Raw genomic sequence first — 21,442 nt, forward strand, 5'->3', positions numbered from 1 at the left:
AGCGCAAGACCGAAGTAACAAGCCCCCGTTGTGTAGCGGCCTAGCACGCTGCCCTCTCACGGCAGTAGCGCCGGTTCGAATCCGGTCGGGGGTACAACACAGCAGTACGGAAAGGCCCTTCACCTCGGTGGAGGGCCTTTCTCCGTGTATCCCGGGGGGGTTGACCGGCCCCGGGCGATCTCCCGTACGGGACGGGCCTGTTGGGCCGGTTCGGGGCCAACAGGCTTTACGCGGAGGAGGGTTCCGGGGAGGGGGCACCCGGAGAAGGGGGCCGCCACGGCGCTGGGGCGGCCTCGGGGGAGGCGTGGGGCGGGGCGGCCCCGTGACGGCGGTGGGCTCAGCCCGTGCGGCGCAGGGCCTCGCTCAGCCGTGCGGCCGAGTCGATGATGGCCTGGGCGTGCATCCGGCCCGGGTGGCGGGTGAGGCGCTCGATCGGTCCGGAGACCGACACCGCGGCGACCACCCGGTTCGACGGCCCGCGGACCGGGGCCGAGACCGAGGCCACACCCGGCTCGCGCTCGCCGATGGACTGGGCCCAGCCCCGCCGGCGCACACCGGAGAGGGCCGTCGCCGTGAAACGGGCCCCTTGCAGGCCCCGGTGCAGGCGCTCCGGCTCCTCCCAGGCCATCAGGATCTGCGCGGAGGAACCGGCCTTCATCGTGAGCGTGGAGCCGACCGGCACGGTGTCCCGCAGTCCGGACAGGCGCTCCGCCGCCGCCACGCAGATGCGCATGTCGCCCTGCCGGCGGTAGAGCTGCGCGCTCTCGCCGGTGATGTCGCGCAGATGTGTGAGTACCGGTCCGGCCGTCGCCAGGAGGCGGTCCTCGCCCGCCGCGGCGGCGAGCTCCGCGAGCCGGGGGCCGAGGATGAAGCGGCCCTGCATGTCCCTCGCCACCATGCGGTGGTGTTCGAGTGCCACGGCCAGTCGGTGTGCCGTGGGCCGTGCGAGCCCTGTCGCCGCGACCAGCCCGGCGAGGGTGGCCGGACCGGACTCCAGGGCGCTCAATACCAGAGCTGCCTTGTCGAGAACGCCGACGCCACTAGAGTTGTCCATACGACGATACTCGCGTCTCACTCTGTGAAACGCAAGTTCAATTTTCGCCGGAAGTTGCGAACCTGTACGTGCGGCCGTACGACGGCCCGCAGCCACCGCCCCGCTCGGGGGGTCAGGGCGGCGGTACCCGAATCTCTAGTTGGGCCGGCGAAGACGCCGGCCGGAGGGAAAGCGATGGGTAGGACACTCGCGGAGAAGGTCTGGGACGACCACGTCGTCCGGCGCGCCGATGGCGAGCCCGACCTCCTCTTCATCGATCTGCACCTGCTGCACGAGGTGACCAGCCCGCAGGCCTTCGACGGACTGCGCCAGGCCGGCCGGCCGGTGCGGCGTCTCGACCTCACCATCGCGACCGAGGACCACAACACCCCGACCCTCGACATCGACAAGCCGATCGCCGACCCGGTCTCCCGCGCCCAGCTGGAGACCCTGCGCAAGAACTGCGCCGAGTTCGGTGTCCGGCTGCACCCGCTGGGCGACGTCGAGCAGGGCGTCGTGCACGTGGTCGGCCCGCAGCTCGGCCTGACCCAGCCGGGGACCACGGTCGTCTGCGGCGACTCGCACACCTCCACCCACGGTGCGTTCGGCGCGCTGGCCTTCGGCATCGGCACCAGCCAGGTCGAGCACGTCCTGGCCACCCAGACGCTGCCGCTGGCCCGCCCCAGGACCATGGCGATCACCGTCGAGGGCGAACTCCCCGACAGCGTCACCGCCAAGGACCTCATCCTGGCGATCATCGCCCGGATCGGTACCGGCGGCGGCCAGGGCTACATCCTCGAATACCGCGGACCCGCCATCGAGAAGCTCTCGATGGAAGCCCGGATGACCATCTGCAACATGTCGATCGAGGCCGGCGCCCGCGCGGGCATGATCGCGCCCGACGAGACCACCTTCGCCTACCTGCGGGGCCGCGACCACGCCCCCCGGGGCGAGGACTGGGACGCCGCGGTGGAGTACTGGAAGACGCTCCGCACCGACGACGACGCCGTCTTCGACGCCGAGGTCGTCATCGACGGCGCCGCACTCGCGCCGTTCGTCACCTGGGGCACCAACCCGGGCCAGGGGGCACCCCTGTCGGCCAGCGTCCCCGACCCCGCCTCGTACGAGGACGCCTCGGAGCGGTACGCCGCCGAAAAGGCCCTGGAGTACATGGGGTTGACCGCCGGGCAGCCGCTGCGCGAGATCGGCGTGGACACCGTCTTCGTGGGTTCCTGCACCAATGGGCGTATCGAGGACCTGCGCAACGCGGCCTCGGTCCTGGAGGGCCGCAAAGTCGCCGACGGCGTACGGATGCTGGTCGTCCCGGGCTCCGTACGGGTCGCCCTCCAGGCCGTCGAGGAGGGCCTGGACAAGGTCTTCACCGCCGCCGGCGCCGAATGGCGGCACGCGGGCTGCTCGATGTGCCTGGGCATGAACCCCGACCAGCTGGCCCCCGGCGAGCGCTCCGCCTCCACCTCGAACCGGAACTTCGAGGGCCGGCAGGGCAAGGGCGGCCGTACCCACCTGGTCTCCCCGCAGGTCGCCGCCGCCACCGCCGTGCTGGGCCATCTGGCCTCGCCCGCCGATCTGTCCGACGTCCGCACGCCCGCCGGAGTCTGAGAGCCATGGAAGCATTCACCGCACACACCGGCCGGGTCGTCCCGCTGCGGCGCAGCAACGTCGACACCGACCAGATCATCCCCGCCCACTGGCTGAAGAAGGTCACCCGCGACGGCTTCGAGGACGGGCTCTTCGAGGCCTGGCGCAAGGACGGGGACTTCGTCCTCAACCGCCCCGAGCGCCAGGGCGCCTCCGTCCTGGTGGCCGGTCCCGACTTCGGTACGGGCTCCTCGCGTGAGCACGCGGTCTGGGCCCTGCAGAACTTCGGCTTCAAGACCGTCATCTCCTCCCGCTTCGCCGACATCTTCCGTGGCAACTCCCTCAAGAACGGTCTGTTGACCGTCGTCCTCGACCAGCAGGTCGTCGACAGGCTCTGGGAGCTGACCGAGGCCGACCCGACGGCCGAGGTGACCGTCGACCTGGAGAAGCGCCAGGTCCTCGCCGAGGGGATCACGGCCGACTTCGAGCTCGACGAGAACGCCCGCTGGCGGCTGCTGAACGGCCTGGACGACATCAGCCTCACTCTTCAGAACGAAGCGGACATTGCGACTTACGAGGCGGCCAGGCCGTCCCACAAGCCGCGCACGATTGACGCCTGAGCAGCGCTTTTCCCCGACTGCGCCCCCTGCCGGAAGGCAGGGGGCGCAGTCGCTTGTTGAGACCCCCTCGGGCGACAACTCGCCCCAGATGGCACAATCGGTGCATGGAACGCGACAGCCAACTCGAGCTCTATGGCCAAGTCGCCGACCGATTGAAAGAAGCGCACGCAAAGGTGCGCTCACTGCAAGTCCCGGAGGGCGTAAGGATGGCGCTGTCCCGGAAGCTGCTGGCCGTCACGGCCGCGGCTAAGCACGATCTCCCAGGCGCGGCAAGGCGTCTGGACCGGTTGATGAAGGACCTCGATGAGGGCCGATTCCCCGAAGGTGACTGACTCTGCGGACAGCGCAGCGGTCGACTTCGTTGCGGCACTAGGGTGATTAGCCCGTTTCGTGTTTGATTTGCGGTATATATCTGCCTAACGTGCGAAAAAGCCTGAACAGTTTCGTTCCGGCAATGTCTCCGAAGGGGAAGACGTGAACAAGGCGCAGCTCGTAGAAGCGATTGCCGACAAGGTCGGCGGCCGTCAGCAGGCCGCGGACGCCGTCGACGTGGTACTCGACGCGATCGTCCGCGCGGTCGTCGCGGGGGACCGTGTCTCGGTCACCGGCTTCGGCTCGTTCGAGAAGGTCGACCGCCCCGCCCGGTACGCCCGCAACCCGCAGACGGGCGAGCGCGTGCGGGTCAAGAAGACCTCCGTGCCCCGTTTCCGCGCGGGACAGGGCTTCAAGGACCTGGTGAGCGGTTCCAAGAAGCTCCCCAAGAACGACGTGGCCGTGAAGAAGGCCCCCAAGGGCAGCCTCTCGGGCGGATCTTCCACCCGTACGACGGCGAAGGCGGCCGCGAAGAAGGCCACCGCCAAGAAGGCCACCGCGCGCAAGACCACGGCGGCCGCCGCGAAGAAGACGACCGCGGCCAAGAAGACCACCGCGAAGAAGACCACCGCGGCGGCGAAGAAGACCACGGCGGCGGCGAAGAAGGCGGCCCCGGCGAAGAAGGCGACGGCCACGAAGAAGACCGTCGCGGCCAAGACGGCGCCCGCCAAGAAGACCACGGCGAAGAAGGCGCCCGCGAAGAAGACCACGGCACGCAAGACCACAGCCAAGAAGGTCACCGCACGCAAGAAGTGAGACCGGGCACCGCTCGTTCCTCATACGCGCCGGGCCGGGCTCCCCTCGGGGAGCCCGGCCCGCGGGCTGTTCAGGGGCCCTTCAGAGGGTCTGCAACGTCACCAGGGTGATCCGCAGCGACGTTCCCTCGCCCTCGGTCTCGATCCGCACCCGCTGCCCCGGACGCAGCAGCCGCAGCCCTCCCGCGTCGAAGGCGGGCGCGTCGAAGTCCACCGGGGTGCCGTCGTCGAGGAGCACGCTCCCGGAGCGGGTCTCGGAGTCGTACGTGAACGAGGTCGCCTGCATGGGCCGAAGCCTATCGGTCCACGGCGGGCGCCGCCGGGGCGGCGATCCCGGCGGTGAAGCGCCCCACCCCCAGGGCCAGCGCCGCCGCCAGGTCGCCGCCCGTGTCCACGTCCCTGCGGACCGAGTCGAGGCCCGGCAGGGCGGCCTCGACCGCCCCGGACGCCAGGTGCCGCGCCCGCGACGCCCCGCCGAAGGCCGGCCGCAATTCCGCCCCGGGCGCCGCGGAAAGAAATGTGGTCCCGATTCCCTGGGCATCGGCGACAAATGCGCGGGGAAATGCGGCGCAGAATTCGAGCACCCGCGCCAATTCGTCCGGACGCAGCGCGGGGAGGTCCGCGTTGAGGGCGGCCACCGCCGCGCCCCCGTCGCGGGCCCGCACCGACCGCGCGCCGTGCGCCAGCGCCGCGTTCAGCCCGGCCGCCGGGGTGTCGGCCACGACACGGGCGCCGAGCGCGGCCAGCGCCGCTCCGGCCACCGGGTCGTCCGTGACGACCACCACATCCGCCACCCCCCGGCAGGCCAGGGCGGCCGACACGGTGTCCTGCGCGAACGCCAGGGCCAGGCGCGGGCGCAGATCCCCGCCCACCGCCCGCCCGAGCCTGCTCTTGGCCCGTGCGAGAGGTTTCAGCGGGACGACCAGGGACCAGGGGCCGGTCGGGTCGGTGTTCGTGGCGATCTCCCCCTCCGTACGCATCAGCCCATTATTCTCGCCCGCCGGTACGACAACCCGGAGGTCCGCCCCCACGGGTGAGGCGTACGGTGTTCTCCACACAGCAGGGGGCCGGGGCAGGACAGCACCGCCGCGAGCCCCGCAGCAGCTCAGGTCCTAGAGGAAGGCATCCGAGTGTCCCGCCGCAGAATCGGCTTCTGGTACCGCCTGGCAGCGGTCATCGCGAAACCGCCCCTGGTGGTTCTGTTCAAGCGGGACTGGCGGGGGATGGAACACATTCCGGCCGACGGGGGATTCATCACCGCGGTCAATCACAACTCGTACCTGGACCCGCTGTCCTACGGGCATTTCCAGTACAACACCGGACGCGTGCCGAGGCTCCTCGCCAAGGCCGGACTGTTCAGGACGCCGTTCGTCGGAACGATCCTGCGCGGCACCGGGCAGATCCCCGTCTACCGCGAGACGACCAACGCCCTCGACGCCTTCCGCGCCGCCGTGGACGCCATCGAGCGGGGCGAGTGCGTCGCCTTCTACCCGGAGGGCACGCTCACCCGCGACCCCGACATGTGGCCGATGGCCGGCAAGACCGGTGCGGCCCGGGTCGCGCTGATGACCAAGGCCCCGGTCATCCCCGTCGCCCAGTGGGGCGCCAACCTCGCGATGCCGCCCTACGCCAAGGAGAACAAGCTCCGGCTGTTCCCCCGCAAGACCCTGCGGGTGCAGGCGGGACCGCCGGTCGACCTCTCCCGTTACTACGGCCTCGAACCGACCCCCGACGTCCTGCGCCGGGCGACCGAGACCATCATGGCCGCGGTCACCGCCCAGCTGGAGGACGTACGCGGCGAGAAGGCCCCCGCCGAGCTCTACGATCACCGCAAGGCCCGTGCTGAACAGCGGCGCAAGGCAGAGGGAAAGGGAACCACGTGACGCACCCCGTAAAGGCGGCCGTCTTCGGCACCGGCTCATGGGGTACGGCGTTCGCCGTGGTCCTCGCCGACGCCGGCTGCGAGGTCACCCTCTGGGGCCGTCGCGCCGAGGTCGCCGAGGCCGTCAACACGACCCGGACCAACCCGGACTACCTGCCCGGCGTCGAGCTCCCCGCCTCGGTCCGCGCCACGACCGACCCCGCCGAGGCGCTGCGCGGCGCCGACTTCGCGGTCCTCGTCGTCCCCTCGCAGACCCTGCGCGCCAACCTCGCCGACTGGGCCCCGCACCTGGAGCCCGGCACGGTGCTCGTCTCCCTGATGAAGGGCGTCGAACTCGGCACCGCCAAGCGGATGAGCGAGGTCATCCACGACGTCACGGGGGTCTCCCCGGACCGGATCGCCGTCATCACCGGCCCCAACCTCGCCAAGGAGATCGCCGAACGCCGCCCCGCCGCGGCCGTCGTCGCCTGCCCGGACGAGGACGTCGCCCGCCGCCTCCAGGCCGCCTGCCACACCCCGTACTTCCGGCCGTACACCAACACCGACGTGGTCGGCTGCGAGCTCGGCGGCGCCGTGAAGAACGTCATCGGCCTCGCCGTGGGCATCGCCGACGGCATGGGCCTCGGCGACAACGCCAAGGGCTCCCTCATCACCCGCGGCCTCGCCGAGACCACCCGGCTGGGACTGGCCATGGGCGCCGACCCGCTCACCTTCTCCGGACTGGCCGGGCTCGGTGACCTGGTGGCGACCTGCTCCTCGCCGCTCTCGCGCAACCACACCTTCGGGACCAACCTCGGGCGCGGGATGACGCTCCAGGAGACCGTCGCCGTCACGAGCCAGACCGCCGAGGGCGTCAAGTCCTGCGAATCCGTGCTCGATCTGGCGCGCAGGCACGGTGTCGACATGCCGATCACCGAGACGGTCGTCGGCATCGTCCACGAGGGCAAGCCGCCGGTCGTCGCGCTCAAGGAGCTGATGTCGCGCAGCGCCAAGCCCGAGCGACGCTGACTCGAGCCTTACCAGCAGGTACGCTCGTCGCGATATGAGCAGCCAGAACCTCCCCCAGAGCCCTGAGGGCACCCTGAGCTCCGAGCAGAGCTCCGAGCCGGGCCGCAAGCCGCGCGTGGCCGTCGTGTTCGGCGGCCGGAGCTCCGAACACGGCATCTCCGTCGTCACGGCCGGTGCCATCATGAGCGCCATCGACCGGACGAAGTACGACGTCCTGCCGATCGGCATCACCAGGGACGGCCGTTGGGTCCTCGCGGCCGACGATCCGGCCCGCATGGCCATCACGGACCGGCGGGTGCCCGACGTGGACCAGCTGGCCGGGTCCGCCCCGGGGGCCGTGACGCTCTCCGTCGACCCGGGCAACCGCGACGTCGTCGTCGGTGAACCCGGTGCGGTGCCCACGGTGCTGGGCGAGGTCGACGTCGTCTTCCCCGTGCTGCACGGCCCCTACGGCGAGGACGGCACGCTCCAGGGGCTCCTGGAGCTCTCCGGCGTCCCCTACGTCGGCGCCGGTGTCCTGTCCTCGGCCGTGGGCCAGGACAAGGAGTACATGAAGCGGGTGTTCACCTCCTTCGGGCTGCCGGTCGGCCCCTACGAGGTCGTGCGGCCCCGGGAATGGGAGTCCGACCGCCCCGCGGCACGCAAGCGCGTCATGGAGTTCGCCGCCGAGCACGGCTGGCCGCTCTTCGTGAAGCCCGCCCGCGGCGGCTCCTCCATGGGCATCACCAAGGTCGACGACGCCGCCGGGCTCGACGAGGCGATCGACGAGGCCCGCCGGCACGACCCCAAGTTCCTCGTGGAGTCCCTGCTGAGCGGCCGGGAGATCGAGTGCGGCGTGCTGGAGTTCGAGGACGGGCCGCGCGCCAGCGTGCCCGCCGAGATCCCGCCCGTCACCGCGCACGACTTCTACGACTTCGAGGCCAAGTACATCGACTCGGCCGCCGGTCTGGTCCCCGCGCCCCTCACCGAGGAGCTGACCGCGGAGGTGCGGCGGCTCGCCGTCGAGGCGTTCGAGGCGGCCTCCTGCGAGGGCCTGGTGCGCGCCGACTTCTTCCTCACCGACGACGGCACGTTCGTCATCAACGAGATCAACACCATGCCCGGCTTCACCCCGATCTCCATGTTCCCCCGCATGTGGCAGGCGAGCGGTGTGGAGTACCCGGAGCTGGTGGACCGGCTGATCACGTCCGCGCTGAACCGCTCCACGGGCCTGCGCTGACCCCGGGGGCCGTCCCGCGCGGGACGGCCCTCACAGACTGTCGGGGACCGTCCTCTCCACGGGCCCGGCGAACGCGGACAACGGGGTGATGTCATGCGCGTACTCGGTCCCGAGCGTCACCTCCACGTACGCCTTGCGGTAGGTGGTGGTGAACCGCGGGCCGGCGTCATCACGCTGCTCCAGCAGCCAGTTGACGCCGTCCGCGGTGACCGCCTTGGCCTGGGAGTCGTCCATCCTCGCGGGCCGGGGGACGCCGCAGCGCAGTACGATCGCCCCGTCCCCCCAGCCGGCGGTCAGGTCCGAGTCCGGTGAGGGGTCGTTCCGTCCCAGGCCGTCGACGGTCCCCGGCAGCTCCCCGCTCAGCTTCCCGCAGTACCCGGCGGCCTCCGACGACGGCGTGGGGACCGTCACCGAGGGCCGGTCACCGGCGGAGGAGCAGCCCGCCGCGGCCAGCACGAGCAGGGCGGCGGACGGGGCGAGGACACGGGACCGGGGGGACCGGCGGCGGGTGTGGGTCACCGGACCAGCGTAGACAGGGGTCAGAGGTGGACGACCGGGCAGGTGAGGGTTCGCGTGATGCCGTCCACCTGCTGGATCTTGGCGACCACCATGCGGCCGAGCGAGTCGACCGTGTCGGCCTGCGCGCGCACGACCACGTCGTAGGGACCTGTGACGTCCTCTGCCTGAATCACTCCCGGAAGCTTTGCGATGGTCTCGGCGACGGTCGACGCCTTGCCCACCTCGGTCTGGATGAGGATGTACGCCTGTACCACGGAACCTCCAGGGCGGCCACGAGGATCATGTGGGGGAAAGGGACGCCACGTTATCGCGTCGCCCCGGGCCGCGGGGAGACCTGCGGGCCTGTCGAGGCCCCGAGCGTGGCGCGCGCACCACAGAAGTTGACGTATCCCCTGACGCTACCGACAGCGGTCGGGGCTCGCGACCGCAAGCCCGCCGGTGCGGAAGGGGGACGGTGATGCCTGCATGTCCAGGGGCCGCCGGCTCCCGTGGGCTCCTGGCCCGCGGTCCGGACCTCCGGCCCCCGAAGCAGCCCGGACAGGCGTCCGGTGCGATAGATGAGAGGTGACACTCGGTGAAGGGAACCGTGGGCGAGTTGGGGGAGTTCGGGCTCATCAGAGAGCTCACGTCCCGGCTCACCACCACTCCGGCGGTACGGCTGGGACCCGGCGACGACGCCGCGGTCGTGGCCGCTCCCGACCGCAGGGTCGTGGCCAGTACGGACGTCCTGCTGGAAGGGCGGCACTTCCGCCGCGACTGGTCGACGGCGTACGACGTCGGCCGCAAGGCCGCCGCGCAGAACCTCGCCGACATCGCGGCCATGGGCGCCGTGCCCACCGCGCTGCTGCTCGGCCTCGTCGTCCCGGCCGACCTGCCGGTCACCTGGGCCGGCGAGCTGATGGACGGACTGCGCGACGAATGCCAGGTCGCCGGGGCGGCCGTGGTCGGCGGTGACGTCGTCGGCGGCGACACCATCACCGTCGCGATCACCGCGCTGGGCGACCTGCGCAACCACGAACCCGTCACCCGCTCCGGCGCCCGCCCCGGCGACGTCGTGGCCGTCACCGGATGGCTGGGCTGGTCCGCTGCCGGATTCGCCGTGCTCTCCCGGGGCTTCCGCTCACCCCGCGCCTTCGTCGAGGCCCACCGGCGCCCCGAACCGCCCTACCACGCGGGCCCCGCCGCGGCCGGGCTGGGCGCCACCGCGATGACCGACGTCAGCGACGGACTCGTCGCCGACCTCGGGCACATCGCCGAGGCCAGCACGGTCCGCATCGACCTGCGCTCCGGGCTCATCGACATCCCCTCGCAGATGTCCGACATCGGGCAGGCCGTCGGCGTCGACCCGTTGCAGTGGGTGCTCACCGGGGGAGAGGACCACGCGATCGTGGCGACGTTCCCGCCGGACGTGAAGCTCCCCGCGCGCTGGAAGGTCATCGGGGAGGTCCTCAAGCCGTCGGCCCTGCCCCAGGTCACGGTCGACGGGGCGCCCTGGACGAGCAAGGGCGGCTGGGACCATTTCGGAACCATCGAGGACGCCCAGTAGATTCCGGGGCATGACCGCACCCGCCCCGACACCGCCCCGTGTCCTCACCGTCGCCGGATCCGACTCCGGCGGCGGTGCGGGCATCCAGGCCGACCTGAAGACGATGCTGGCCCTCGGCACCCACGGAATGAGCGTGCTGACCGCCGTCACCGCCCAGAACTCGCTGGGCGTGCAGGGAGCCTGGGAGCTCCCGGCGGACGCCGTGCGCGCCCAGTACCGCAGCGTCGTCGACGACATCGGCGTCCAGGCCGTGAAGACCGGCATGCTCTCCTCGGCCGCCCTCGTCGACACCGTCGCCGGACTCCTCGCCGGGACCGGCGTTCCCGTCGTCGTCGACCCCGTCGGGGTCTCCAAGCACGGGGACGCGCTGCTGGCCGCCGAAGCGCTCGACTCCGTACGCACACGACTGCTGCCCGTCGCCACGGTCGCCACCCCGAACCTCGACGAGGTGACCCAGCTCACCGGCCTCACCGTCACCGACGAGCCGGGGATGCGCCGGGCCGCCGCGGAGATCCTCGCGTACGGGCCGCGCTGGGTGGTGATCAAGGGCGGCCATCTGCCCGGTGAGGCCGTGGACCTGCTGACGGACGGGAGCGAGGAGCACTGGCTGCGCGCACCGAGGCACGGCAACCGGCACACCCACGGCACGGGCTGCACCCTCGCCTCCGCCATCGCCTGCGGGCTCGCCCGCGGCCAGGACGTCCCGACGGCCGTGCGGGGCGCGAAGGAGTACGTCACCGGCGCGATCCGGGCCGGCTTCGCGCTGGGAGCGGGCATCGGCCCCGTCGGTCACGGCTGGCTGGGGAACCGCCCGTGACCGGCGGGCGCACCGGCCCCGGCACAGCAAAAAGCCGGTCCACCGAGGTGGACCGGCTTTTTGGGCAACCGGAAGGCTGCGCTACGACGGGGACGTCAGCGCGCGACCTTGCCGGCCTTGATGCACGAGGTGCAGACGTTGAGCCGCTTCGGCGTCCGACCGACCACGGCACGCACGCGCTGGATGTTGGGATTCCAGCGACGGGACGTACGGCGGTGCGAGTGCGAAATGCTGTTGCCGAAGCTCGGCCCCTTGCCGCAAACGTCGCAGTTGGCAGCCACGGGTCACTCCAAAGACTTCAGATGCACTTACAGTGAATTCCGGCGCGCCGGAATCATTTTACTGAAGTGGCGGTACCGGAGGAATGGCCCGACTTTCGTCGGGCAACCGAAGCAGCATACAACGGCTGCGTCGGAGATACGAAACTACCACGGCTCCCCGTGCACTCCGTCCCCGCACCTGCGCCCGCCACGGCCGGGGCACGAGGACTACCCTGCGGTGCAGCCAGCCCCCCACGGCCGCCCCAAGGAGGACCAACGGTGCCGCAGTCCCCCGACGATCTCGACGCCGTCGCGGTGCGCACCTGGTGCTCACTGGCCCTGGAGGCCCTCGGCCGGGAACGCGCGGCGATCGACGCCATCAACGTCTATCCGGTCGCCGACGGGGACACCGGAACCAACCTGTACCTCACGGTCGAGTCGGCCGCCGCGGCCGTCGAAGCGGTCTTCGCCGCCCACGAGACCGGATCCACCGTGCCCGGCCCCGCCGACGCCGTACGGGCCATGGCGCACGGGGCGCTGATCGGCGCCCGGGGGAACTCCGGGACCATCCTCGCCCAGCTGCTGCGCGGCATGGCCTCGGTGCTGTCCGAGTCGGGTGACGCGGGTCACCTCAGGACCGCGCTGGCCGAGGCCGCCGCCGCGGCACGGCTGGCCGTCGCCCACCCCGTCGAGGGCACCGTCCTCACCGTCGCCACCGCCGCCGCCCGGGCGGCGGCGGTCGCGGACCCGGCCGCGGGCCTCAGGGAGGTGGCGGGGGCGGCGTACGAGGGGGCACGCACCGCCCTGGCCGCGACCCCCGGCCAGCTCGCCGTCCTCGGCCGCGCCGGTGTCGTGGACGCGGGCGGCCAGGGCCTGGTCACCGTGCTCGGCGCGCTGCTGGAGGCCGTCGGCGGCCGGGCGCGGGAGCGCGCCGTCCGGCCGGCCCCCGACGTCCTGCCCCTGACCGGGGACTGCGCGGAGGCCGGCCCGGACGGCGGCCCGGCCTTCGAGGTCATCTACCTGCTGGAGGCCCCGGACGACGCGGTCGCCCGGCTGCGCGACCGGCTGGACACCCTGGGGGACTCGCTCGTCGTGGTCGGCGGCGACGGCCTCTGGAACGTCCACGTCCACGTCGACGACGCCGGGGCGGCCGTCGAGGCCGGGGTCGAGGCCGGCCGGCCCTACCGGATCCGGATCACGCACTTCGCCGCCGACCGGGGCGCGGCCCACCGGGAACCCGCCCAGCGCGCGGTCGTCGTGGTGGTCCCCGGCGACGGGCTCTCCGGCCTGTGCGCCGAGGCGGGCGCGACGACCGTGCTGGCGCGCCCCGGCGAGCCCCCCGCCAGCGGCGAGCTGGTCGACGCCATCCGCCGGGCCCACGCCCGCGAGGTGGTCCTGCTGCCCAACGACGCCCAGCTGCGCCACACCGCCGCCGCGGCCGCCGAGCAGGCCCGCGCCGAGGGCATCCGCGTCGCCCTGGTCCCCACCAGGGCCGCGGTCCAGGGCATCGCGGCCCTCGCCGTCCACGAACCCGGCCGCAGCTTCGACGAGGACGTCGTCGCCATGACGTCGGCGGCCGGAGCCACCCGGTACGCCGAACTCGCGGTCGCCGAACGGCAGTCGTGGACCATGGCGGGCATCTGCCAGGCCGGTGACATCCTCGGCCTGATCGACGGCGACGTCGCGGTCATCGGCGACGACGTCCCCGGCACGGCCCGCACGGTCCTGGACCGGATGCTCTCGGCGGGCGGCGAACTGGTCACCCTGGTCCTGGGCGAGGACGTGCCCGACGCCCTGGCCGACGAGCTGGGCGAGCACGTCCGCGAGGGCTACCTCGCCGTCGACACGGTCGTCTACCGGGGCGGCCACCAGGCGGCACCCCTGCTCATCGGCGTCGAGTGACACCCGGCACGGCGCCGCGTCCGGCGGCATCTGTCAGTGGCGTGGTGTGCAATGGACCGCGTGTCCGCTTTCGATGAACCCCTCAAGAAGCTGCTCGGCGGAGCCACCGCGAAGGTGATGGCCGAACACCTCGACCTGCACACGGTCGGGGATCTGCTGCACCACTACCCGCGGCGCTACGAGGAGCGGGGACGCCTCACCTCGCTCGCCGAGCTCCCGCTGGACGAGCACGTGACGGTCGTCGCCCAGGTCGCCGACGCGCGGATCATGATGTTCAACAACGGCCGCGGCAAGCGCCTGGAGGTCACCCTCACCGACGGCAGCGGCAGGCTCCAGCTCGTCTTCTTCGGACACGGCGTCCACAAGCCCCACAAGGAGCTCCTGCCCGGCCGCCGCGCCATGTTCGCCGGCAAGGTCTCCGTCTTCAACAGGAAGATGCAGCTCGCCCACCCCACCTACCAGCTCCTGGACGCGCGCTCCGGCGACGAGGCGGACGACCCGGCCGGAGTCACCGAGGCCGTCGACGCCTTCGCGGGGCAGCTGCTGCCGATCTACCCGGCGTGCAAACAGCTCGACTCCTGGCGGATCGCCAAGGCCGTCGACACGGTCCTGCCCAGCGCCCCGGAGGCCGTGGACCCGCTGCCCCCGGCGCTGCGCGAAGGACGCGGATTCATCTCCCTGCCCGAGGCGCTGCTCCGGATCCACCGCCCCGGCACCAAGGCGGACATCGCGGCCGCGCGGGACCGCCTGCGCTGGGACGAGGCCTTCGTCCTCCAGGTCGCGCTCGCCCGCCGCCGGTACGCCGACACCCAACTCCCGGCCGTGGCCCGCCGGTCCGTCACCGACGGCCTGCTCGACGCCTTCGACGCCACTCTGCCCTTCACGCTCACCGAGGGCCAGCGGAAGGTCACCGAGGAGATCTTCGGCGCCCTGGCCACGGAACACCCCATGCACCGGCTGCTCCAGGGCGAGGTCGGCTCCGGCAAGACCCTGGTGGCGCTGCGGGCCATGCTCAGGGTCGTCGACGCGGGCGGCCAGGCGGCGATGCTCGCGCCCACCGAGGTGCTGGCCCAGCAGCACCACCGGTCGGTCACCGAGATGATGGGCGGGCTCGCCGAGGGCGGCATGCTCGGCGGCTCCGACCTCGGCACGAAGGTGGTCCTGCTCACCGGGTCGATGGGCACGGCGGCCCGCAGGCAGGCGCTGCTCGACCTCGTCACGGGCGAGGCCGGGATCGTCATCGGCACCCACGCGCTGATCGAGGACAAGGTCCGGTTCCACGACCTCGGCCTGGTCGTCGTCGACGAGCAGCACCGCTTCGGCGTGGAGCAGCGGGACGCGCTGCGTTCCAAGGGGAAGCAGCCGCCCCACCTGCTGGTCATGACGGCCACCCCCATCCCCCGTACGGTCGCGATGACGGTCTTCGGCGACCTGGAGACCTCCGTGCTCGACCAGCTCCCGGCCGGCCGCTCGCCGATCGCCAGCCATGTCGTCCCCGCCAAGGACAAGCCCCACTTCCTCAGCCGCGCCTGGGAACGCGTCCGCGAGGAGGTGGAGAACGGCCACCAGGCCTACGTCGTGTGCCCGCGCATCGGTGACGACGCCGAGGAGACGGCGGGGAAGAAGGGGAAGCAGGCCCCCGCGGAGGACGCGGAGAAGCGGCCGCCGCTCGCCGTGCTGGACATCGCCGCACAGCTCGCCGAGGGCCCCCTCGCCGGTCTGCGCGTCGAGATCCTGCACGGCAGGATGGCCCCCGACGACAAGGACGACGTCATGCGCCGGTTCGCCGCCGGCCAGGCCGACGTCCTGGTCGCCACCACCGTCATCGAGGTCGGCGTGAACGTTCCCAACGCCACCGCGATGGTGATCATGGACGCGGACCGCTTCGGGGTGTCCCAGCTGCACCAGCTCCGGGGCCGCGTCGGGCGCGGCAGCGCGCCCGGCCTCTGCCTGCTGGTCAGCGAGGCCCACGAGGCGAGCCCCGCCCGGGCCAGGCTCTCCGCGGTCGCCGCGACCCTGGACGGCTTCGAGCTCTCCCGCATCGACCTCGAACAGCGCCGTGAGGGCGACGTCCTCGGCCAGGCCCAGTCCGGAGTCCGCTCCTCCCTGCGGGTGCTCAGCGTCATCGACGACGAGGAGGTCATCGCCGCGGCCCGGGAGGAGGCCGTCCGCGTCGTCGCGGACGACCCGGGGCTCGACCGGCTGCCGGAGCTGCGCACCGCGCTGGACGCCCTCCTCGACAAGGACCGGGAGGAGTACCTCGACAAGGGGTGACCGGGCGGATTCCCGGTGACGCCATATCGTGGGGAGCACGGCACACGTTCCGTCCGGTGTGCCGCCCGCGACCCGAGGAACAGAAACCCATGACCCGCGTGATCGCCGGCTCGGCCGGCGGACGCCGGCTGGCCGTCCCGCCCGGCACCGGCACCCGTCCCACCTCCGACCGCGCGCGCGAAGGACTGTTCTCCACCTGGGAAGCGCTCCTGGGCACGCTCGACGGCATCCGCGTCGCCGATCTCTACGCCGGCTCCGGCGCGGTGGGCCTGGAGGCGCTCTCGCGCGGCGCGGCCCACGCGCTGCTCGTGGAGGCCGACGCCGGCGCCGCCCGGACCGTCCGCGAGAACATCCGCGTCATCGGCCTGCCCGGCGCCGAGTTCCGCGCGGGCAGAGCGGAACAGATCGTGACGGGTCCGGCGCCCTCCGACCCGTACGACGTGGTCTTCCTCGATCCGCCGTACGCGGTCACCGACGACGGCCTCCGGGAGATCCTGCTCACACTCCGTGCTCAGGGGTGGCTGACGGACGACGCTCTCGTCACGGTGGAACGCAGCACCAGAGGCGGGGAATTCGGCTGGCCCGACGGCTTCGAGCCGCAGCGGTCCCGTCGCTACGGCGAGGCCACGTTTTGGTACGGTCGCGCCGCCTCTACGTGCGAAGACGCACGATGACCGCACCGGAGAGCGAGGGAATCACGTTGCGCCGCGCCGTCTGTCCGGGGTCGTTCGACCCCATCACCAACGGACATCTCGACATCATCGGACGAGCCTCGAAGCTGTACGACGTCGTGCACGTCGCCGTGATGATCAACCAGTCCAAGAAGGGCCTGTTCACCGTGGAGGAGCGGATCGCCATGATCCGCGAGGTGACCGCGGACTTCGGCAACGTGGAGGTCGAGTCCTTCCACGGCCTGCTGGTCGACTTCTGCAAGCAGCGCGACATCCCGGCGATCGTGAAGGGCCTGCGGGCCGTCAGCGACTTCGACTACGAGCTGCAGATGGCACAGATGAACAACGGCCTCTCGGGGGTCGAGACACTCTTCGTGCCGACGAACCCGACCTACAGCTTCCTCTCCTCCTCCCTGGTCAAGGAGGTCGCCACCTGGGGCGGCGACGTGGCGCACCTGCTGCCGCCGGCCGTCCACGAGGCGCTGGTGGACCGTATCCGCCGGAAGTGAGGCGCTGACCGTCCGTCACCAGGTGTCGGACGGGAGGCGACTGGCCTTACAGTCGTCCCGTCCGTCTCCAACAGCAGCAGAGAGTGGCGAGCACACGGTGGACGTGCAGAAGAAGCTCGACGAGATCGTCGAAACGGTCGGGAACGCCCGCTCCATGCCCATGTCGGCGTCCTGCGTGGTCAACCGGGCGGAACTGCTCGCGATGCTCGAGGAGGTGCGCGAGGCCCTGCCCGGCTCGCTCGCCCACGCCGAGGAGCTCATCGGCGGCCGTGAGCAGATGGTCGAGCAGGCCCGCCAGGAGGCGGAGCGGATCATCGAGTCGGCCCGGGCGGAGCGCGGCTCCCTGATCTCCGGCACCGAGGTCGCCCAGCGGTCCCAGGCCGAGGCGGACCGGATCCTGTCCGAGGCCCGCAGGGAGGCCGACGAGGTCCGCAGCGAGGCCGACGAGTACGTCGACAGCAAGCTGGCCAACTTCGAGGTCGTGCTCACCAAGACGATCGGCTCCGTCGACCGGGGCCGCGAGAAGCTCCTCGGCCGCGGCGAGGGCGTCGACGAGCGGGGCTACGAGGACCCCGACTTCGCCGAGGCGCCCGAGCGCAGCGCCGACCCGGAGACCCTGCGCCGCCGCGCGGACGACTACGTGGACGCCAAGTTCGGCGCCTTCGAGGCCGTGCTCGCCAAGACCCTGGAGGCCGTAGGCCGGGGCCGCCAGAAGCTGCACGGACGGGTCGCCACCGACGACCTCGGCGCGCACATGGCCGCCCAGGACGCCGCGGGCGGCCGGCAGCACACCAGCGACGAGGACCACTGGGCCGGCCTGGCCGAGCTCGCCACCCCGGAGCCCCGGCAGAGCCCCCAGCAGCACGCCTACACCGAGCCGGCGCAGCCGGACTACACGCCGGTGGCCGGCTACCAGGACCCCGCGCAGCCCGGCTACCCGGCCCAGGCCGAGCCCACGTACGCGCAGACGTACGGCTACCAGGACCAGCAGCAGGTCCAGGACGGCTACGGCTACCAGCAGCAGCAGCCCGATCCGTACGCCTACCAGCAGCAGGCCTACGACCCGAACCAGCAGCAGGACCAGCAGCAGTACGGCTGGCAGCAGCAGGGCCAGGTCCCCGCGCAGCAGGGCGGGAGCGCCCTCGACGAGACCAGCCTCTTCGACACCAGCATGATCGACCTGGAGCAGCTGCGCCGGTACGAACAGGGCCGCTGAGCGGAGCGGGCCGTACCGGATTGGGAGCTGGGCGGTACGTCCAGTATCCTGGCTCTTCGGTCGCGTGTATGTCCGCGATCCCGGCTGCCCTCTTTCCCCCGAGGACGGAGGCAGCCCTCCCGAAGCCGCACCACGCACATGATCCCGAAAGCAGGAAAAGCCCTGAACGGCCATCTCGACCACCGCAGCCCTCTCGTGTTCGATACGCGTGAGCTGGGCCGGCGTCCTGGTGCCATGAAGCGGCTGACCCGCACCGCGGAAGCGCCGAAGGACCTCGGTATCGACGGGGTCATCGGCGTACCGGAGAACGCGCCCCTGGCGCTGGACCTCCGCCTCGAGTCGGTCATGGAAGGGGTGCTCGTCACAGGCACCGCCCGTGCGACGGCCGAGGGGGAGTGCGTAAGGTGTCTGGAGCCGCTGGCCCTCGAGGTCGAAGCGGACTTCCAGGAGATGTTCTCGTACCCTGACGCCGATGACCGGAACCGCAGCAGGACCGCGGACCCGGTCGACGACGCCGAGGACGACGAGGACAGGTTCTTTCTCGAGGACGATGCCATCGACCTCGAGCCTGTGCTGCGTGACGCGGTGGTGCTCGCACTGCCGCTGCAGCCGGTGTGCAAGGAGACCTGCGCCGGTCTGTGTTCCGAATGCGGAATCAGGCTGGACGAGAATCCTGACCACCACCACGATGCCGTCGACATGCGTTGGGCGGCACTGCAAGGACTCGCCGACACCGTTCAGGACGGCGAGAAGGACAACATGGGCGGCGCCGCACCCGGCGTCGACGAGAAGCAGGAGAAGTAGCCGTGGCTGTTCCGAAGCGGAAGATGTCGCGCAGCAACACGCGCCACCGCCGGTCGCAGTGGAAGGCTGCGGTCCCCACCCTGGTTTCGTGCGAGCGTTGCCAGGAGCCGAAGCTCCAGCACATTGCGTGCCCGAGCTGCGGCACCTACAACAAGCGCCAGGTCCTCGAGGTCTGAGCGGCTGGTGAGAGGCCCGATGTCTGAGTTGTCCAGCTCCAAGAAGCAGACAGACAACATCAACACAGCCTCGTCCCACACGCTTCTGGAAGGGCGGCTCGGGTACCACCTCGAGTCCGCCCTTCTGGTGCGTGCGCTGACCCACCGTTCGTACGCGTACGAGAACGGCGGTCTGCCCACCAACGAGCGGCTCGAATTCCTCGGGGATTCGGTGCTCGGCCTGGTGGTCACGGACACGCTGTACCGCACCCACCCCGACCTGCCCGAAGGCCAGCTGGCCAAGTTGCGGGCCGCGGTGGTCAACTCGCGTGCGCTTGCGGAAGTGGGCCGCGGCCTCGAACTCGGCTCCTTCATCCGGCTCGGCCGCGGTGAAGAGGGTACGGGTGGCCGGGACAAGGCTTCCATCCTCGCCGACACCCTTGAAGCGGTGATCGGCGCCGTCTATCTCGACCAGGGCCTCGGCGCGGCCTCGGAGCTGGTCCACCGGCTCTTCGACCCGCTGATCGACAGGTCCTCCAACCTCGGAGCCGGCCTGGACTGGAAGACCAGTCTCCAGGAGCTCACCGCGAGCGAGAGCCTCGGAGTCCCCGAGTACCTCGTCACGGAGACCGGCCCCGATCACGAGAAGACCTTTACTGCTGCCGCTCGCGTCGGTGGTGTCTCGTACGGCACCGGCACCGGCCGTAGCAAGAAGGAAGCGGAGCAGCAGGCGGCCGAGTCCGCCTGGCGTGAGATCAGCGCCGCCGCGGAGGCACGGGAGACGGCGGCCAAGGCCGCCGTCGACGGAGGGGTCGCCGACGCCCCTGCCGGCCCGTCGCACTCGGACGCGGCTCCGGCCTGAACCATCCGGAAACCCCCCGGTGCCTCGGCGCACCGGGGGGTTTCCGCTCTCCTGCCACCGGGGCGAAGCCCCGTACCCCGCCGTGTTCCCGAGGAGTGCCCGCCGTGCCCGAACTGCCCGAGGTCGAAGTCGTGCGCCGGGGCCTGGAGCGCTGGACCGCCGGGCGCACGGTCCAGGACGTGGAGGTCCTGCATCCGCGCGCGGTCCGCCGGCACCTCGCGGGCGGCGAGGACTTCGCCGCCCGGCTGCGCGGTCTGCGCTTCGGCACGGCGATGCGCCGGGGGAAGTACCTCTGGGTCCCCCTCGACGAGGCCGGCTCCTCACTCCTGGGACACCTGGGCATGAGCGGCCAGCTGCTCGTACAGCCCGAGGACGCCGCCGACGAGAAGCACCTGCGCGTCCGCGTCCGTTTCGACGACGCGCTCGGCACCGAGCTGCGCTTCGTAGACCAGCGCACCTTCGGCGGTCTGTCGCTGCACGACAACACCCCCGACGGTCTGCCCGACGTCATCGCGCACATCGCGCGCGACCCGCTGGACCCGGCTTTCGACGACACGGCGTTCCACCGGGCGCTGCGTCTGCGCCGTACGACGGTCAAGCGCGCCCTGCTGGACCAGTCCCTCATCAGCGGCGTCGGCAACATCTACGCCGACGAGGCGCTCTGGCGCAGCCGGCTGCACTACGAGCGGCCGACCGCGACCCTGACCGCCCCGAGGACGGCTGAGCTGCTCGGCCATGTCCGGGGCGTCATGCGTGAGGCCCTCGACCAGGGTGGCACCAGCTTCGACAGCCTGTACGTCAACGTGAACGGCGAGTCGGGTTACTTCGACCGGTCGCTGGACGCGTACGGACGCGAGGACGAGCCCTGCCGCCGCTGCGGAACGCCGATGCGGAGGCGGCCGTGGATGAACCGCTCCAGCTACTTCTGCCCGCGCTGCCAGCGTCCGCCGCGGGTCTCCTGACGGTCGCGCCTCAGGCTTCGCGCGCCGCGTCGTACCGCTTCCGGGCCTCGACGACCTCGGGCATCCGTCCCTCGACGAGCTGGATGAGCTCCATGAGCCGCCCCGCTACCTGGCGGCCCAGCGGTGTCAGCGCGTAGTCGACGCGCGGTGGATTGGTCAGCCGGGCCTCCCGGTGCACCAGGCCGTCGCGCTCCAGGGCGTGCAGGGTCTGGGAGAGCATCTTCTCGCTGACGCCGTCCACCCGGCGGCGCAGCTCGTTGAAGCGGGCGCCGCTCTCGTACAGGGCGCCCAGGGTGAGGCCGCCCCAGCGGCCCGTGACGTGCTCCAGCGTCCCGCGTGAGGGGCACTGCCGTGAGAAGACGTCGAACGGCGACTCACCGCCGTCGCGCACCGGGTCCGTCACCGTCTCAGCCATGAGCGCCAGCTTACGCCCGTGCAGCGCTCACTCCCGGTGAGC

25 protein-coding genes and 1 tRNA gene are annotated in these 21,442 nt (G+C 71.6%); 19 read left to right on the plus strand and 7 right to left on the minus strand.

All coding sequences use genetic code 11. The annotated features are described in order from the left end of the window. Positions 1–21: 21 nt before the first annotated feature. Positions 22–94 (plus strand) — tRNA-Glu (locus tag ACFVS9_RS04805). 243 nt (positions 95–337) lie between these two features. Here ACFVS9_RS04805 and ndgR read toward each other — a convergent pair. Beyond that, complete coding sequence (ndgR, locus tag ACFVS9_RS04810) at positions 338–1,054, minus strand: IclR family transcriptional regulator NdgR (protein ID WP_033303994.1); 717 nt, start codon at positions 1,052–1,054, stop codon at positions 338–340. A gap of 174 nt (positions 1,055–1,228) precedes the next feature. Between ndgR and leuC the strand changes: the two genes are divergently transcribed. From leuC to ACFVS9_RS04830, 4 genes are all read left to right on the plus strand, one after another. Further along, complete coding sequence (gene leuC, locus ACFVS9_RS04815) at positions 1,229–2,653, plus strand: 3-isopropylmalate dehydratase large subunit (RefSeq protein ID WP_383118947.1); 1,425 nt, start codon at positions 1,229–1,231, stop codon at positions 2,651–2,653. A gap of 5 nt (positions 2,654–2,658) precedes the next feature. Continuing rightward, the gene (gene leuD, locus ACFVS9_RS04820) at positions 2,659–3,252 is read left to right on the plus strand and encodes a 3-isopropylmalate dehydratase small subunit (protein WP_389930030.1); all 594 of its coding nucleotides are present in this window, start codon (positions 2,659–2,661) and stop codon (positions 3,250–3,252) included. A 104-nt stretch (positions 3,253–3,356) separates the two neighbouring features. Continuing rightward, a complete protein-coding gene (locus ACFVS9_RS04825) occupies positions 3,357–3,584 on the plus strand; it encodes a hypothetical protein (RefSeq protein WP_383118945.1) in 228 nt (75 codons plus the stop codon). A 142-nt stretch (positions 3,585–3,726) separates the two neighbouring features. Next, positions 3,727–4,380, plus strand: coding sequence for an HU family DNA-binding protein (locus ACFVS9_RS04830; protein ID WP_383118944.1), 654 nt, complete (start codon positions 3,727–3,729; stop codon positions 4,378–4,380). 81 nt (positions 4,381–4,461) lie between these two features. Here the strand turns inward: ACFVS9_RS04830 and ACFVS9_RS04835 are convergent, their stop codons facing one another. Next, positions 4,462–4,665, minus strand: a complete 204-nt coding sequence (locus tag ACFVS9_RS04835) for a hypothetical protein (RefSeq protein ID WP_389930033.1) — start codon at positions 4,663–4,665, stop codon at positions 4,462–4,464. Between the two features lie 10 nt (positions 4,666–4,675). Continuing rightward, positions 4,676–5,359, minus strand: a complete 684-nt coding sequence (gene cofC / locus ACFVS9_RS04840) for a 2-phospho-L-lactate guanylyltransferase (RefSeq protein ID WP_389930036.1) — start codon at positions 5,357–5,359, stop codon at positions 4,676–4,678. A gap of 150 nt (positions 5,360–5,509) precedes the next feature. On the opposite strand from cofC, the gene ACFVS9_RS04845 reads away from it, so the two are divergent. The 3 genes from ACFVS9_RS04845 to ACFVS9_RS04855 are packed head-to-tail and all read left to right on the plus strand — an operon-like array spanning position 5,510 to position 8,488. Further along, positions 5,510–6,262, plus strand: a complete 753-nt coding sequence (locus ACFVS9_RS04845) for a lysophospholipid acyltransferase family protein (protein ID WP_383118426.1) — start codon at positions 5,510–5,512, stop codon at positions 6,260–6,262. Beyond that, positions 6,259–7,269: an NAD(P)H-dependent glycerol-3-phosphate dehydrogenase gene (locus tag ACFVS9_RS04850; RefSeq protein WP_383118425.1), complete on the plus strand. Its 1,011-nt coding sequence runs from the start codon at positions 6,259–6,261 to the stop codon at positions 7,267–7,269. Before ACFVS9_RS04845 ends, ACFVS9_RS04850 begins: the two co-directional genes overlap by 4 nt. 34 nt (positions 7,270–7,303) lie before the next feature. Further along, on the plus strand, positions 7,304–8,488 hold the full coding sequence (locus ACFVS9_RS04855; RefSeq protein WP_389930040.1) for a D-alanine--D-alanine ligase family protein: 1,185 nt from the start codon (positions 7,304–7,306) through the stop codon (positions 8,486–8,488). A gap of 30 nt (positions 8,489–8,518) precedes the next feature. Here ACFVS9_RS04855 and ACFVS9_RS04860 read toward each other — a convergent pair whose 3' ends face one another. Then, a complete protein-coding gene (locus ACFVS9_RS04860) occupies positions 8,519–9,007 on the minus strand; it encodes a DUF3515 domain-containing protein (RefSeq protein ID WP_383118423.1) in 489 nt (162 codons plus the stop codon). Positions 9,008–9,027: 20 nt separating this feature from the next. Further along, complete coding sequence (locus ACFVS9_RS04865; protein ID WP_383118422.1) at positions 9,028–9,261, minus strand: Lrp/AsnC family transcriptional regulator; 234 nt, start codon at positions 9,259–9,261, stop codon at positions 9,028–9,030. A gap of 320 nt (positions 9,262–9,581) precedes the next feature. Here ACFVS9_RS04865 and ACFVS9_RS04870 point away from each other — a divergent pair, with 320 nt between their 5' ends. Both ACFVS9_RS04870 and thiD read left to right on the plus strand, forming a co-directional pair. After that, positions 9,582–10,553 carry a thiamine-phosphate kinase gene (locus ACFVS9_RS04870; protein WP_383118421.1) on the plus strand — a complete coding sequence of 324 codons (972 nt, stop codon included), beginning with the start codon at positions 9,582–9,584 and terminating at the stop codon, positions 10,551–10,553. Positions 10,554–10,563: 10 nt separating this feature from the next. Beyond that, a complete protein-coding gene (gene thiD, locus ACFVS9_RS04875; protein WP_383118420.1) occupies positions 10,564–11,370 on the plus strand; it encodes a bifunctional hydroxymethylpyrimidine kinase/phosphomethylpyrimidine kinase in 807 nt (268 codons plus the stop codon). A gap of 95 nt (positions 11,371–11,465) precedes the next feature. Here thiD and rpmB read toward each other — a convergent pair whose 3' ends face one another. After that, positions 11,466–11,651 carry a 50S ribosomal protein L28 gene (gene rpmB / locus ACFVS9_RS04880; protein WP_003965989.1) on the minus strand — a complete coding sequence of 62 codons (186 nt, stop codon included), beginning with the start codon at positions 11,649–11,651 and terminating at the stop codon, positions 11,466–11,468. A gap of 258 nt (positions 11,652–11,909) precedes the next feature. On the opposite strand from rpmB, the gene ACFVS9_RS04885 reads away from it, so the two are divergent. From ACFVS9_RS04885 to mutM, 9 genes are all read left to right on the plus strand, one after another. After that, positions 11,910–13,532 (plus strand): DAK2 domain-containing protein, encoded by a 1,623-nt coding sequence (locus ACFVS9_RS04885; RefSeq protein WP_383118419.1) that lies wholly within the window; start codon positions 11,910–11,912, stop codon positions 13,530–13,532. A 51-nt stretch (positions 13,533–13,583) separates the two neighbouring features. Continuing rightward, entirely contained in the window at positions 13,584–15,806 is a 2,223-nt protein-coding gene (recG, locus tag ACFVS9_RS04890) for an ATP-dependent DNA helicase RecG (RefSeq protein ID WP_383118418.1), read from the plus strand. An 89-nt stretch (positions 15,807–15,895) separates the two neighbouring features. Beyond that, positions 15,896–16,480: a 16S rRNA (guanine(966)-N(2))-methyltransferase RsmD gene (gene rsmD, locus ACFVS9_RS04895; protein ID WP_383118417.1), complete on the plus strand. Its 585-nt coding sequence runs from the start codon at positions 15,896–15,898 to the stop codon at positions 16,478–16,480. A 26-nt stretch (positions 16,481–16,506) separates the two neighbouring features. Continuing rightward, a complete protein-coding gene (gene coaD / locus ACFVS9_RS04900) occupies positions 16,507–16,986 on the plus strand; it encodes a pantetheine-phosphate adenylyltransferase (RefSeq protein ID WP_383118428.1) in 480 nt (159 codons plus the stop codon). Between the two features lie 97 nt (positions 16,987–17,083). Continuing rightward, the gene (locus ACFVS9_RS04905; protein ID WP_389930047.1) at positions 17,084–18,202 is read left to right on the plus strand and encodes a cell division initiation protein; all 1,119 of its coding nucleotides are present in this window, start codon (positions 17,084–17,086) and stop codon (positions 18,200–18,202) included. Positions 18,203–18,340: 138 nt separating this feature from the next. Continuing rightward, positions 18,341–19,006, plus strand: a complete 666-nt coding sequence (locus ACFVS9_RS04910; RefSeq protein ID WP_383118415.1) for a YceD family protein — start codon at positions 18,341–18,343, stop codon at positions 19,004–19,006. Between the two features lie 2 nt (positions 19,007–19,008). Continuing rightward, positions 19,009–19,182, plus strand: a complete 174-nt coding sequence (rpmF, locus tag ACFVS9_RS04915; protein ID WP_003965982.1) for a 50S ribosomal protein L32 — start codon at positions 19,009–19,011, stop codon at positions 19,180–19,182. A gap of 19 nt (positions 19,183–19,201) precedes the next feature. Beyond that, the gene (gene rnc / locus ACFVS9_RS04920) at positions 19,202–20,023 is read left to right on the plus strand and encodes a ribonuclease III (RefSeq protein WP_383118414.1); all 822 of its coding nucleotides are present in this window, start codon (positions 19,202–19,204) and stop codon (positions 20,021–20,023) included. A gap of 104 nt (positions 20,024–20,127) precedes the next feature. Then, positions 20,128–20,985 carry a bifunctional DNA-formamidopyrimidine glycosylase/DNA-(apurinic or apyrimidinic site) lyase gene (gene mutM / locus ACFVS9_RS04925; RefSeq protein WP_383118413.1) on the plus strand — a complete coding sequence of 286 codons (858 nt, stop codon included), beginning with the start codon at positions 20,128–20,130 and terminating at the stop codon, positions 20,983–20,985. A gap of 10 nt (positions 20,986–20,995) precedes the next feature. Here mutM and ACFVS9_RS04930 read toward each other — a convergent pair whose 3' ends face one another. Next, positions 20,996–21,400 (minus strand): winged helix-turn-helix transcriptional regulator, encoded by a 405-nt coding sequence (locus ACFVS9_RS04930; protein ID WP_383118412.1) that lies wholly within the window; start codon positions 21,398–21,400, stop codon positions 20,996–20,998. Positions 21,401–21,442 lie beyond the last annotated feature (42 nt).

This window comes from Streptomyces sp. NPDC058008 (assembly GCF_042886395.1).
Classification (GTDB): Bacteria; Actinomycetota; Actinomycetes; order Streptomycetales; family Streptomycetaceae; genus Streptomyces.

Bases quoted from the DNA above. Each gene is read 5' to 3' on its own strand.
- thiD (WP_383118420.1), top strand. From the start codon at position 10,564: ATGACCGCACCCGCCCCGACACCGCCCCGTGTCCTCACCGTCGCCGGA.
- leuD (WP_389930030.1), top strand. From the start codon at position 2,659: ATGGAAGCATTCACCGCACACACCGGCCGGGTCGTCCCGCTGCGGCGC.
- leuC (WP_383118947.1), top strand. From the start codon at position 1,229: ATGGGTAGGACACTCGCGGAGAAGGTCTGGGACGACCACGTCGTCCGG.
- ACFVS9_RS04825 (WP_383118945.1), top strand. From the start codon at position 3,357: ATGGAACGCGACAGCCAACTCGAGCTCTATGGCCAAGTCGCCGACCGA.
- ACFVS9_RS04835 (WP_389930033.1), bottom strand. From the start codon at position 4,665: ATGCAGGCGACCTCGTTCACGTACGACTCCGAGACCCGCTCCGGGAGC.
- rnc (WP_383118414.1), top strand. From the start codon at position 19,202: ATGTCTGAGTTGTCCAGCTCCAAGAAGCAGACAGACAACATCAACACA.
- cofC (WP_389930036.1), bottom strand. From the start codon at position 5,359: ATGCGTACGGAGGGGGAGATCGCCACGAACACCGACCCGACCGGCCCC.
- ACFVS9_RS04930 (WP_383118412.1), bottom strand. From the start codon at position 21,400: ATGGCTGAGACGGTGACGGACCCGGTGCGCGACGGCGGTGAGTCGCCG.
- recG (WP_383118418.1), top strand. From the start codon at position 13,584: ATGGACCGCGTGTCCGCTTTCGATGAACCCCTCAAGAAGCTGCTCGGC.
- rsmD (WP_383118417.1), top strand. From the start codon at position 15,896: ATGACCCGCGTGATCGCCGGCTCGGCCGGCGGACGCCGGCTGGCCGTC.
- ACFVS9_RS04855 (WP_389930040.1), top strand. From the start codon at position 7,304: ATGAGCAGCCAGAACCTCCCCCAGAGCCCTGAGGGCACCCTGAGCTCC.
- ndgR (WP_033303994.1), bottom strand. From the start codon at position 1,054: ATGGACAACTCTAGTGGCGTCGGCGTTCTCGACAAGGCAGCTCTGGTA.
- ACFVS9_RS04910 (WP_383118415.1), top strand. From the start codon at position 18,341: ATGATCCCGAAAGCAGGAAAAGCCCTGAACGGCCATCTCGACCACCGC.